The organism is Variimorphobacter sp. HTMS_6, from assembly GCF_059717775.1.
Genome location: NZ_AP046094.1, coordinates 4,010,759 through 4,022,742 on the forward strand (window position 1 = coordinate 4,010,759; position 11,984 = coordinate 4,022,742).

Below are 11,984 nucleotides of genomic sequence, written 5' to 3' on the forward strand. Positions count from 1 at the left end.
ATTCTACATTGCATAATATCTCTCAAAACTATTCGATTAACTTTATTATATCAAACTGTGAAACAATTAAAGTCCAGAGTTGAGGGTAATATATCATAATGTTCCATATACCGCTACCGTTCAGTTTATATTGAATAATCAGATCGTTTAACGCATTGATACTTCTAGCGTCAATAAACCATACAACATGATTAGCAGGGGTACTGATAAAAAACTGGTTATAATAAAAAAATGGTGTTTGTGATGTCTCATCAAATTGAATGATTGCACCGGTATTATAAGCTAAATCAATTGCTGAAGTTACAGGTAAAGAATTAGCAACGGTTTTACCTTGAATATAAGGCAGAGGCCAATCATAACCTATAACCGGCTTACCGATGGTTAGTAAGTTTGGATCTATTAAGGTAATCAGATAATCGGTAAGAGTCTGTATGTTTTTTATATTACTGATTGGTCCGGGTGGATTAGAATTACTTCCCCAAACAAACCTGATAAATGTTAGACCATTTGCTACAAGAGCGAATTTTGAATAATCTATTTTTGCAATATTCAAATTATTGTTCACAATTTGCGACTGATAATTGAACGTAATAAAAAATAGATAGCTTTCCGTTTTTAACCGTTCTGCTATTCTATTAGCGAATTCAAGATATAGGAATTGATTATCTACACTCACAAAATTGAAAACTATATTAATACCTTGATAACCTTTGCTTTTCATAATTCTTATAAAATTTTCGATATTTCGGATTTGGTTTTCTTTATTCAGTAAAATTGAGTAAGATAATTGAATATCGGGTTCTCCTTGCCGTGAAAGAGTAGTAGCTAATAAGAGAGGGACAACATGATACTGCTTTGCTGTTGCAATTATATCGGTATCATTTTGATAGGTAATTATTTCACCTTTTTCTGTTGTCGTATAATTAAAGATGGAAAGATAAGTTAGATTGGGTAGGGTTTTAATTAATGTTTCCTTCTTTATATAAGGAAATGCAAAACCGTTGACTACTACATTAGCCTTCGTATCGTAGCTGATAACTAAAGTTTCCCCCGGATATAGATAATTTCTATCTGATAATACCGGATTATTGCCCAGAATCTTCAATATAGGTACACCATATAAATCCGATATACTTTGTAAACTATCACCTTCTTGAACGATGTGGGTTTGTTTTGGATATGCAATTATAATTGACTGTCCGATTATAAGGTTATAAGGATATTGTAAGCCGTTATCAATAATTAATTTTTCTGCTGATATTCCATACTTCGCTGCTATTATATTTATAGTATCTCCTTCTTGCACTACATATATCTCCATATAATGTCCTTTGATCCTATTAACCTATCTATATATATTATGAAACTCTATATTAAAATATCTTCATTTTTATGACTTTTAATTATAATTTAGTCCGACAAGTCTATTATTATAAATTGCGTTATAGATCAAATAATCTAGTATTATTTAGTCCCGTGAAATTTAATGGAAATTAATTCAAATATATTAGATTAGTTTAATAAGTAGTATTTAAAAATTCATTACATATATTATACTAATGCTAATTCTTTAAGGATTCTTATGGAGATATATATCGTTCAACCTGATGATACCATTGAGGGGATTGCGGACAAATTTAACATGACAGTTGAAAGATTAATTAGTGATAACGGGTTGATTAATTATCGTACTTTAGTTCAGGGTCAAGCTTTAGTTATTCTCAAACCTCAAAAGATTTATATTGTTAAAGAAGGAGATTCATTGTCCTCAATTGCTGAATCGAATGGAGTTACCATAATACAGTTAATCAGTCTGAATCCATTTCTATATAATAGAACGTATATATATCCGGGTGAAACTTTAGCAATTAGTTATAACACAGAAGAAAGTATAATTACAAATGGTTTTACCTTCTCACATATTAATAGAAATACTCTGGTTAAAACCATGCCATATTTAACTTATCTTTCGGTTTTCAATTATCGATTATCAAAAGACGGTAATATTACTACTTATGGTGAAGATACAGACATAATTATGATGTCAAAGGAGTACGATACAATCCCGCTATTAATGATATCTGCATTATCACCGACCGGAGAACTAGATTTGGAATATGTGTATAATTTATTATTAGATAGTGTAAAGCAAGAAAATTTGACTAAGAATTTACTAGAAATTGTTCGGACAAAAGGATTCTTAGGAGTAAATGCACTTATGACTAACATAAACGTAGATAATCAAAATCTGTATATTAATGCATTGAGCAAGCTATCGGAAGCGGTAAGGGCAGCAGGATATCTTTTTATTCTTACGATTAATCCTAATATTCAAGTTACTGATACAGGCCTAACTACTTATGAAAAACTTGATTTTAATTCTATTTTAAAAATTGTAGATAATCTAATCTTTATGCAGGAAGTATGGGGAAAAAATTATAAACCTCCTGCGCCTGTAATCTCAGTTCCTGCAATTGAATCTTTCGTTGATTATGTAACCACATTAATTCCTTCCAGTCTAATATCGATTTGGATTCCTCTTATTGGGTATGATTGGTCTTTGCCATATGCTCCGAATACTTATGCAATATCATTGTCTTTGGATTCCACTTTAGTCCTTGCATCGGTAGAAAATGCTATTATTCAATTCGATGAAGCTTCTCTAACACCATATTTTAATTATCAAGCATCTTTTGATAGTTCCCCAGAAAATCATATTGTATGGTTTATCGATGCAAGAAGTGTCAATGCTGTTAATAATGTTATCGACAAACATCAATTAGCTGGTACTGCAATTTGGAATATCATGAACTATAATCAGCAGTTATGGTCACTTATGGTTTCTCATTTTAGCATAGTCAAACAACCGGTCAAATAAATAAAGTATTTACAATGCAAAGCGGAAGGAGGATATATCTATTTATATTGACATATTACTTGTTTGTAATTACAATTTATGTAAGATGTTTGAGGTGGTTTTCAATTAAGTAGTTTAGATGAAGTAGAAATAGTTAGCAAAGGAGAATTATAATGTATAGGGCAATGATGCAAATGTACGTGAAGGGAAGCGTGGAGGCAGTTGAGCTATATTTAAAAGCATTTGATGGAACGTTAGGGTTTAATGTGAAGAAGACAGAATCCACATATTATCACGCAGAGATCGATGTCTGTGGACAAACATTAGCAATAGCGGAAGCTGATGTGGATAAAATCATCCCCGGTAATACGATGCAATTTTGCTTTCATTATGGAGAAGGGAATGAGGAGGATGTTAAGCAGGCGTACGATGTGTTAAAAGAAGGAAGTGAAATTCTGGTTCCACTGGCTCCTTGCGATTTTAGCTCTTTGATGGCAGATTTTATTGATAAATTTGGTGTAAGATGGTGCCTCTTTGTATAATGAACACAGTATATTCAATAATATAATCAAAGACGCACAGGAACATGACAAAATTACATGTTAGGAGGATTCATTATGTTTGAGGAATTAGGTGGACTATTTGGTTGGCTTTTAGTCATTGCCTTTGTAGGTACCATACTGAATTATTGTTTAAAATATGTGAATAAACATTTTGGTAAAAAGATTGCGGTTAGTCCCCTTGGTAAGAAAATCATGAAAGTTCTCATGACGATCTTTGTTAGGAAACACAAATATTTTGGCTTTGCGACGGTAGCTTTACTATTGGCTCATTTTATAGCGCAATTCTTAAGGTTTGGAATAAATGTAACTGGTTGTATTGCAGCTGTTATAATGATACTTCAGGTTTTGTTAGGTATATATGCGAGTGTTAAAAAGAAGCCAAGAAAAGGAGCATGGTTTATCGCTCATCGTGTAATTGCGGTACTGATTATTCTTGGAATCGCGATTCATCTCATTATTCCGAATTCATTAAATTCTGCATTACCAAAGGATAATACGAATCAAGCCTCTGATTCTGCAGATACTTCAAATCTACAAACCTTTACGATGGACGAGCTATCTAAGTATAATGGGGAAAATGGCAATAAAGCATATGTTGCATACAAAGGCTTAGTGTATGATGTTACAAATGTCAGTGAGTGGAGAAATGGAACGCATCATGGACAAAAGGCAGGAACAGATCTGACAGAAGTTTTAAGTGAAGCTCCTCATGGTATATCAGTATTAGATGGGTTAACAGTAGTTGGAAAACTAAATAAGTAAATAAGACTGTATATAAATAAAGGGCTCTTTACAACCCGGCATTGAAGCCGGGTGTAAAGAGCCCTTTATCAAATTACTTCTTAATCACATGGAGATTCGTCATCAATATAAGCTTCATCACATTCTACAAAGGACTCGCTAGTTGAAGCAACAGCACCAAACTTAAGAGGAATATCAATACAGATTTTCTGGGTGATCAGGTAATGGCAGCAGTCCTTACATTCACAGTAGGGATCGATTGTTACGGTTGGAATACCACAGCATTTTGTTTTAATAGCACCTGAGATTACATATGGTTCAATGGATACTGGCAAACTTATTTTAGCTTTTTGATGTACAACCTTCTCACATTTTTTTATAAACTCCGGTTGCTCTGTTGCATATACTTCTTTTTCTTCATAAGAATTATTATCATGTTTAGAATCTGACATATTATATTATTTCCTTTCGGTAATTTTACATTACTAATATATTCATGTGGGCTTGTAATCTTTAAAGAGAAAGAATGTATTATAAAAATATATTGCAAAATAAGGAAACACAGAGTACGATGACATGGATAGGTGGTATGGAATGAGCAGTAAAAATAAGTGTATGATCAAAAAGGTATGGGCATATTAAATTGGGATTTAACAGAATGAGGAGAAGACATGACGAATACACAATGGGTAAAACAAAAGAAATATTTGAACCAGGAAGATTATCAGTTGATTAGTAAGTTGCAAATGGTATGCGTTGGTGCGGATGAAATCGCTCTGAAGCTAGAGTTGGATTATAAATTGGCAACTGCTGAGGACAATCAAGATAAGAAAGATAAAAATGAAATAAATGAATTTATGTTCTTTGAAGAACAAGAACTAATTGGTTATATCGGAATAGGTAATTTTGGGGGAGTAGGGATGCCGCTTGAGATAGCAGGAATGGTTCATCCGGCTTATAGAAGACAGGGTATCTTTACAACATTACATGAACTGGTCATGAATGAGTGTAGGAGAAGGAATTCCCGTGAGATTTTAGTACTTAGTGATAAGAAGTCAATCTCCGGTCAAGAATATATACAAAAGCTTAATACAGAATATGATCATTCCGAATATGAAATGTTTCTGCGAGAAGACACTCCGGTTGCAAAGGAAGAGCAGCTGTGCGGAATAAGTCTTCGTAAGGCTATGAATTCTGATGCATTTGAAATCGCAAGACAGAATGCGATCTACTTTGATGATCCTTTACCGAAAGAGGAGGAGATCAAAGAGATTTTATGTAAAATTAAGAACGAAGAAGATAGAGAGTCGGATGATATCATTCTCCCAGAGGTGGAAGAAAAGCGAGGAATGCAAATTTATCTTGCATACAAGGGTGACAAAATCGTGGGAAAGACTCATCTTGAGACAAATCCTCAGGTTAGTGGTATCTACGGACTGGGAGTACTGCCGGAATACCGAGGAAAGGGTTATGGCAGAGCAATCTTATTGAAAGGTATAAGCGTAATGAAAGAATCCGGCATCAAAAATATTATGCTTCAGGTTGCTGCGGAGAATGCAACGGCTTTAGGGCTATACAAATCCTGCGGGTTTGTGGAAACCTCTACTATGGATTATTATAGATTATATAATGACTAGTTGTTAAAATCCTTTTGTAAGATGCTATCAGCGATAGAACAAATGTTATGATGGCATCTTATAAAATATATTTCCGAAACAGTTATTGACAAGTATAATTAATAGGTTTATGATGCAAATAGTGTATATACACTAATAGCGATTTGGCGAATATCGCAAAGAGAGGAGATCATAATCACTGAAGTTGAGTATTATGTACAATATAAAGGATGAAAAATAATAAATCAGTCCCCTCCGAGTGTAATTGTCTGAATTTACGGAGAGCTTCTTTGGCAATTACGAAGTTATATGATGAGAAGATGTCAGCCAGTGGACTAACCATTAGCCAATTTGCAATATTAAAGCATGTTGATCAGCATGGAGGGCCACTTAGTGTCAGTGATCTTGCCTTGATTCTCAAGTTGGATCGTACCACATTGGTTCGAAGCCTAAAACCGTTGGAAGCATCGTCTCTAATTATTGATATATCTGACAGTCAAACAAGGAATCGCCAATTGCAGTTAACCGAGGAAGGCCTAAAGAGGTGTAAAGAGGCAGGTGCCCTTTGGGAGAATGCGCAAAACCACGTGGAGCAGAAAATCGGTAAAGAAAATCTGGAACAACTGACCGCACTTTTATCAATGGTTGAGAACATTTGATCATGCATAAACATGTGCATATTAATGTCTGTAGATTGCTTACCCTAAGAATGTGCTTATGCACATTCTTTTTAAACAAAGTCATCGTGTATATACACGGTAAGAAAGGAATAGCATTATGGTAGTTGATAATATGAATACAGAAAGAATGAGTATTGAACATATGATTCAGCAGAAGGCATATGAGCTGGGTTATGAAAAATGCGGTATTATTCGCATTGAGGATATGGAAGGCTTTGATTTGAAATTATCTGAACGAATGGAGAAGGTTCCCTCCTCAAAGCCATTTTATCAGAGGCAGGAGCGGTTGACGAAGTTAAAAGAGCAATACCCCTGGGCAAAATCTATTATTGTGGCGGTTTCCCATTATGGACATTATAAGGTTCCGGAGTATTTGACAAATCATATCGCAAAGATGTATCTATTCGATCCGCGCGTAAACCAAGCTTCCAAGGAATATCTGGCAAGTGAGAAGTTCGAGGAATATATACGTAGCATGGGATTTCAGATTGCGTCTGAACGCAAGTTTGGACTTGTTGGGCTGCGTTGGGCTGGTATGAAGGCAGGCCTTGGAATTATTCGAAGGAATAATTTCTTTTATACCGAATCGGGATCCTGGGTGGAACTCGAGGCATGGATTACGGATCAGGAGCTAGAGCTGATCGAATCAAATAACATAAAGGGCTGCCCGGCAGGGTGCTCACGTTGTATTAAGGCCTGTCCTACCTGTTCCCTATCCGAACCATATACGATGAATCCCCTAAACTGCATATCCTTTCTTACCACCTTTGGTGGCCGAGATATGGCAGGGTTAGCGGAAAGAGAGAAATTTGGATCCTGGTATTATGGATGTGATGCTTGCCAGGATGCATGTCCAATGAATCACAAGAAATGGAAGGAAATAGATGAGTTCCCGCATGATGAAGAGGTATTACGAAATCTTACTCCGGAAAATATCATGAATATGAATGAGGAATATTATAGAACGCATATCCAACCGAAATTCTTCTACCTGACCCCGGATGATTTGTGGAAGTGGAAGATGAATGTATTGAACTATCTGCAAAATAACTACAAGCAGAGCTATGGTCAATATATTATAGAAGCATGCAGTCATGATAATCAGAAGATAAGAGAATTGGCGAACAAAATTGCTAAAGAGTTGTCTTTGTCGCCAGAAAATAGTTAACATGGACTATGGGAGAACAGTGGAAGTGACAGGAAAAATATGCTATGATTTTTATGAAGTCTTATTTATACTTTTGTGATAAGGTACGGAGGATAAGATCATGGGTATTGGAGAAATTGCCTTAGTAATCAGTCTTTTAGTATGTGTGGGTATCATCATTATTATTATGATCAGATTTCAATCACCGCAGGAGAATCAGGAACATTATGGTGAAGTGATTAAGAAGAATCAATTTGTTGATCCAGACTTTAGGGAGAAAGGTATTCGTGTACGAAAGACGATTTTCTCTATCTCCCTTTTAATTGACGGTAAGAAAAAAACGTACTATTGTAGAGAAGGATTTTATCACTCGGTGGATGCTGGCGATAAGGTTAAAATCATACATAATAAAACAAACATTGTTGATTTAATTGATGAAAATGAATTTATTATATAATAACAGAATAAAAGTATAATGCTATGCCTGGGTTTTCCCGGGCTTTTTTGTTGCGTATCCAGCCAAGGAAGAGCATACCATCATATCAATTATTGACTAATAACAACAAATCTCAATACCAATAAATCTCAATACCAACAAATCTCAATATCAATAAATTTCAATAACAATAAGTCTTAAATAACAACAAATTTCAATATCAATAAATCTTGAATAATCATAAATCTTAAAAAACACCTAATCTCAAAAGTATATATTTCAAATCACATTCTAAATAGTATCACATTCTAAATAGTTAGTAATTCTGAATAATATGAAATGTTTAATAATATTATATTGACAATGATGTATGTCGTACAGTATAATAATTTCGAGGTGATAAACATGGAGTCTAAAAATGATTTGATCAGTTCCCTAATTGTGGAGCTAAAAAGAGGCACGTTGGTATTATTGGTATTAAGCCAATTACGTACGCAGGAATATGGCTATTCCCTGGTGCAAAAGTTGGAGGAGAGCAAAGCACCGATTGAAGCAGGAACACTATATCCGCTTTTGCGCCGACTAGAAAAGCAGAATCTGCTTATCAGCGAATGGGATACCAGCGTAAGCAGACCACGTAAGTTTTACAAATTAAGCGAAGAAGGAATCGAAGTATATAAGCAACTGAAAAAAGAGTGGAGAGCGATCTCCGGTTTGATGGAGGATTTATTAAAGGAGGAGGAAGAACATGAAATTGATTGATCGATATATCTATGCTGTAACAAAGCATCTACCGGAAGGTACCAGAGAAGATGTTGCGAAGGAGCTACAAAGTAATATTGAAGATATGCTTCCGGAGAATCCTTCCGAGGAGGAAGTATATCAGGTTTTGCATAAGTTGGGTAACCCCTGGAATCTTGCAAATGAATATAAACCACAGAAGAAATATCTAATCGGGCCCGGTTATTATGATCAATATATCTCCACCTTGAAGTTGGTAATCGGTATCTGTGTTGTGGTATTTGCAGTAATTGGAGCTATAGCAAGCGGTGTTGATATGGCGGAGCAAGGCATTGATTTGACCAATTATTCAAAATTATTCTCCGGGCTAATATCCTCAGTGATAGAAGGAGCATTTCAAGGAGCATTCTGGGTAACATTAGTATTTGTAATACTTGAAAGAAGTGGTGCGGAGTCAGGACATTTTCCGTTCTCTAAGAAAGAGTGGACACCGAAGGATCTGCCCGAATTACCAATTCCAAATCAAAGATTGATTTCACGCTGGGAGATTGTGGGTTCCATGTGCTTTACGATATTCTTTACCGTGATATTCTGCCTTAAGCCCGAACTGATTGCTATATATATCAAGGGTGACAGCGCAAATGCAAGCGTAACACCAATGTTTAATATTGATAGACTTCAGGTATTTATTCCATTCATTCTTCTGCTTGCTTTATTGCAGCTAGTCTTATTCATCTGGAAATATCTGAAGGGCAGCTGGAATGTGCCTTTAGCGATAGCGAATACGGTATATAATGTGGTATCCTGCATTTTACTTACGCTTATAGTTACTGATAAAACCATATTCAATCAGGATTTTTATTCTGTAATATCAGATATCCCAGGTAGTTCATCACAGCTTGCCACAGAATGGGTGAACAGGGGAGTGTGGATATTTGTCGCTGTTCTTCTGGTGATTTGTATATGGGATAGTATAAAGGGATTTTTAAATAGTGGAAGTCGTTCCAAGAACTAAGTTTTATAATTAGATGATTGACTTTTATATATTGAATAATAAATAGTATGAAATAGAAGCCGGTTCCTCTCTGATTAATCAGTTGGAAACCGGTTTTTATGTGGTATTAGAATTATGATTTTTTTACATAATATGATTAGTATGTTAAAAGCTTCTATTCTCAATTCTAATATGATAATTAAATTACGCATATTGATGACGGCAAGTAATGATAAATGCTTTTGATATACGATAATTAATAAGGTGGGTAGATCATGAAGAAAGCGATGAATTTTATCAAGCTAAAGAAGGAAGCGTATCTATTTGATACAAAACTATATATATTTAAAACATTTGCGGCAGTATTAACAGCCTATCTCATTGGTCATCGTTTGCCATTTGTACAAAAGGATATGATATCAATCTTATTCGGTATGATGATGACGCTGGAGCCGGTTACAGTTACCGGAATCCGTAGTGGCTTAAATCAAATTATTGCAACGATTCTTGGTGCATTAGCAACCACAGTTATAATCTTGTTCATCGGGATTAATTTTATTACGGTGGCTCTCTCTGTATCAGCAACACTTTTGCTCTGCTTGAAGATAAATTGGAGAGAAGTATCCCCGGTTGCAATCTTTACATCGATATATATGACGCAATATGTTCAGTACACGGTAAAGGGTGAACCAAGCGAAGTATTAACATTTTTACTCAGAATCCTTGCTTTGAGTTTTGGCGTATTTATTGCTATCCTATATAACTTCCTCTTTTCCCTGTTTTTCTATCAGAGGATGGAGAGGAAAAGAATTGCACACCTCTTCGGCTCCATTTCTGCGCACTTTAATTATATTAGAGTTGGGCTGATGGAAAACCAGGTTAGTGTATTTTATCGTGAAAAAGAAACGATATCATCAACCTTTGCGGGGATTGACTGGCTCATTTCACTACTCCGTGATAAAGAGAGGGAAGAACAATTCAAAAAAAGGATAAGTCCAAATTCGAGACACCAAGAAGTCATCACATTTAAAAAGATGCTATTTAGTTTAAGAAACATTACGCACCTTATCTATGATATGCTCTATTTATTGACGAATGATACGATGGTACTCGATGCAAGAGAACGGAAAGAGATTGCTGAAATCCTAGACAGGTTTATTAAGGAGTGCAATAGAATGGCCATATATTACGAGAACAACAAAAAAAAGGATCCGATACCCGAAGCTACGGTTGAAAAGTCATTGAAAGCGGACAGTAGAATGTTGAGTGATTTAATCGGAATCAAAGACATGCTAAATCGGTTGAAAGTAATTCAAATATAGCAGAATAAGGTATGACAGAGCCCATATGTCAATATAATTTATTAATTATGTTAACGGGGTTTTTCTATGAAGCGCATAAAACCACAAAATATTATATTACTATTACTTGTTTATGTACTATGCTATGCTCTGGGTGGAGGAATAGCATTGATCGCAAATGCCCATGAAAAGGTTAAAGAAGCAGCCGGGGATAACTGGGGTCTAGGCTTTTCGACAGAGGGAAAGCAACCTACAGGAACCGCTACAACGCAGGAATTAAAGCAGTATGATGCTTACTATGTCGGAGACTGTAACAAGAAGGTGATCTATCTTACCTTTGATGCAGGTTATGAGAATGGATACACTTCAAAGATACTCGATGCACTCAAAAAGCATAAAGTGAAAGCAACTTTCTTTTTGGTAGGGAATTATGTGAAAACCAGTCCTGATTTAGTAAAGAGAATGGCTGCAGAAGGTCATATCGTAGCAAATCATACACTAACACATCCGAATATGTCCAGTATATCTACAATGGAAAGTTTTCAGAAGCAATTGGTGGATATGGATCAATTGTGCAAAGAAACAACAGGAGTTACCATGAAGAAGTATTACCGTCCTCCACAGGGGAAGTTCTGTGAAAGTAACTTAAAGATGGCGCAGGAGCTGGGGTATAAGACATTTTTCTGGAGTCTAGCTTATGTGGATTGGTATATTGACAAACAGCCTACAAAAGAGCAAGCATTTAAAAAGCTGCTTGGTAGGATTCATCCGGGTGCAATTGTTTTGCTTCACAGCACATCCAAAACAAATTCTGAGATATTGGATGAACTGTTAACCAAATGGGAAGAAATGGGTTACACCTTTGGAACACTTGATGATTTGGTACAATGAAAAGAGGGTGGTACACC

13 protein-coding genes are annotated in these 11,984 nt (G+C 35.4%); 11 read left to right on the plus strand and 2 right to left on the minus strand.

From position 1 onward, the window contains the following. Positions 1 to 28 precede the first annotated feature (28 nt). Complete coding sequence (locus tag AC6IWN_RS18125; RefSeq protein ID WP_497989403.1) at positions 29 to 1,321, minus strand: LysM peptidoglycan-binding domain-containing protein; 1,293 nt, start codon at positions 1,319 to 1,321, stop codon at positions 29 to 31. A 261-nt stretch (positions 1,322 to 1,582) separates the two neighbouring features. On the opposite strand from AC6IWN_RS18125, the gene AC6IWN_RS18130 reads away from it, so the two are divergent. From AC6IWN_RS18130 to AC6IWN_RS18140, 3 genes are all read left to right on the plus strand, one after another. Next, positions 1,583 to 2,878 (plus strand): LysM peptidoglycan-binding domain-containing protein, encoded by a 1,296-nt coding sequence (locus AC6IWN_RS18130; protein ID WP_497989405.1) that lies wholly within the window; start codon positions 1,583 to 1,585, stop codon positions 2,876 to 2,878. Between the two features lie 152 nt (positions 2,879 to 3,030). Continuing rightward, positions 3,031 to 3,399 carry a VOC family protein gene (locus AC6IWN_RS18135; protein WP_497989407.1) on the plus strand — a complete coding sequence of 123 codons (369 nt, stop codon included), beginning with the start codon at positions 3,031 to 3,033 and terminating at the stop codon, positions 3,397 to 3,399. A gap of 75 nt (positions 3,400 to 3,474) precedes the next feature. Then, positions 3,475 to 4,182 (plus strand): cytochrome b5 domain-containing protein, encoded by a 708-nt coding sequence (locus AC6IWN_RS18140; RefSeq protein WP_497989409.1) that lies wholly within the window; start codon positions 3,475 to 3,477, stop codon positions 4,180 to 4,182. An 80-nt stretch (positions 4,183 to 4,262) separates the two neighbouring features. On the opposite strand, the gene AC6IWN_RS18145 is transcribed toward AC6IWN_RS18140, so the two are convergent. Continuing rightward, the gene (locus tag AC6IWN_RS18145; RefSeq protein ID WP_497989411.1) at positions 4,263 to 4,613 is read right to left on the minus strand and encodes a hypothetical protein; all 351 of its coding nucleotides are present in this window, start codon (positions 4,611 to 4,613) and stop codon (positions 4,263 to 4,265) included. Between the two features lie 219 nt (positions 4,614 to 4,832). Between AC6IWN_RS18145 and AC6IWN_RS18150 the strand changes: the two genes are divergently transcribed. The 8 genes from AC6IWN_RS18150 to pdaA all read left to right on the plus strand — a co-directional run bounded on the left by AC6IWN_RS18150 (position 4,833) and on the right by pdaA (position 11,967). Beyond that, positions 4,833 to 5,798, plus strand: coding sequence for a GNAT family N-acetyltransferase (locus tag AC6IWN_RS18150; protein WP_497989413.1), 966 nt, complete (start codon positions 4,833 to 4,835; stop codon positions 5,796 to 5,798). Between the two features lie 269 nt (positions 5,799 to 6,067). Further along, positions 6,068 to 6,436, plus strand: coding sequence for a MarR family winged helix-turn-helix transcriptional regulator (locus AC6IWN_RS18155; RefSeq protein WP_497989415.1), 369 nt, complete (start codon positions 6,068 to 6,070; stop codon positions 6,434 to 6,436). A gap of 118 nt (positions 6,437 to 6,554) precedes the next feature. After that, positions 6,555 to 7,625: an epoxyqueuosine reductase gene (locus tag AC6IWN_RS18160; protein ID WP_497989417.1), complete on the plus strand. Its 1,071-nt coding sequence runs from the start codon at positions 6,555 to 6,557 to the stop codon at positions 7,623 to 7,625. A gap of 100 nt (positions 7,626 to 7,725) precedes the next feature. Then, positions 7,726 to 8,061: a hypothetical protein gene (locus AC6IWN_RS18165; RefSeq protein WP_497989419.1), complete on the plus strand. Its 336-nt coding sequence runs from the start codon at positions 7,726 to 7,728 to the stop codon at positions 8,059 to 8,061. A gap of 384 nt (positions 8,062 to 8,445) precedes the next feature. Beyond that, positions 8,446 to 8,802, plus strand: coding sequence for a PadR family transcriptional regulator (locus AC6IWN_RS18170; protein WP_497989421.1), 357 nt, complete (start codon positions 8,446 to 8,448; stop codon positions 8,800 to 8,802). Then, positions 8,789 to 9,796 carry a hypothetical protein gene (locus AC6IWN_RS18175; protein WP_497989423.1) on the plus strand — a complete coding sequence of 336 codons (1,008 nt, stop codon included), beginning with the start codon at positions 8,789 to 8,791 and terminating at the stop codon, positions 9,794 to 9,796. Before AC6IWN_RS18170 ends, AC6IWN_RS18175 begins: the two co-directional genes overlap by 14 nt. Positions 9,797 to 10,050: 254 nt before the next feature. Next, positions 10,051 to 11,097: an FUSC family protein gene (locus AC6IWN_RS18180; RefSeq protein ID WP_497989425.1), complete on the plus strand. Its 1,047-nt coding sequence runs from the start codon at positions 10,051 to 10,053 to the stop codon at positions 11,095 to 11,097. Between the two features lie 66 nt (positions 11,098 to 11,163). Then, the gene (pdaA, locus tag AC6IWN_RS18185) at positions 11,164 to 11,967 is read left to right on the plus strand and encodes a delta-lactam-biosynthetic de-N-acetylase (protein WP_497989427.1); all 804 of its coding nucleotides are present in this window, start codon (positions 11,164 to 11,166) and stop codon (positions 11,965 to 11,967) included. Positions 11,968 to 11,984: the final 17 nt, after the last annotated feature.

What these genes read in the sequence shown, in the direction of transcription:
- pdaA (WP_497989427.1), top strand. Translation starts at nt 11,164, where the DNA reads ATGAAGCGCATAAAACCACAAAATATTATATTACTATTACTTGTTTAT.
- AC6IWN_RS18160 (WP_497989417.1), top strand. Translation starts at nt 6,555, where the DNA reads ATGGTAGTTGATAATATGAATACAGAAAGAATGAGTATTGAACATATG.
- AC6IWN_RS18180 (WP_497989425.1), top strand. Translation starts at nt 10,051, where the DNA reads ATGAAGAAAGCGATGAATTTTATCAAGCTAAAGAAGGAAGCGTATCTA.
- AC6IWN_RS18175 (WP_497989423.1), top strand. Translation starts at nt 8,789, where the DNA reads ATGAAATTGATTGATCGATATATCTATGCTGTAACAAAGCATCTACCG.
- AC6IWN_RS18150 (WP_497989413.1), top strand. Translation starts at nt 4,833, where the DNA reads ATGACGAATACACAATGGGTAAAACAAAAGAAATATTTGAACCAGGAA.
- AC6IWN_RS18145 (WP_497989411.1), bottom strand. Translation starts at nt 4,613, where the DNA reads ATGTCAGATTCTAAACATGATAATAATTCTTATGAAGAAAAAGAAGTA.
- AC6IWN_RS18135 (WP_497989407.1), top strand. Translation starts at nt 3,031, where the DNA reads ATGTATAGGGCAATGATGCAAATGTACGTGAAGGGAAGCGTGGAGGCA.
- AC6IWN_RS18165 (WP_497989419.1), top strand. Translation starts at nt 7,726, where the DNA reads ATGGGTATTGGAGAAATTGCCTTAGTAATCAGTCTTTTAGTATGTGTG.
- AC6IWN_RS18140 (WP_497989409.1), top strand. Translation starts at nt 3,475, where the DNA reads ATGTTTGAGGAATTAGGTGGACTATTTGGTTGGCTTTTAGTCATTGCC.
- AC6IWN_RS18170 (WP_497989421.1), top strand. Translation starts at nt 8,446, where the DNA reads ATGGAGTCTAAAAATGATTTGATCAGTTCCCTAATTGTGGAGCTAAAA.
- AC6IWN_RS18125 (WP_497989403.1), bottom strand. Translation starts at nt 1,321, where the DNA reads ATGGAGATATATGTAGTGCAAGAAGGAGATACTATAAATATAATAGCA.
- AC6IWN_RS18130 (WP_497989405.1), top strand. Translation starts at nt 1,583, where the DNA reads ATGGAGATATATATCGTTCAACCTGATGATACCATTGAGGGGATTGCG.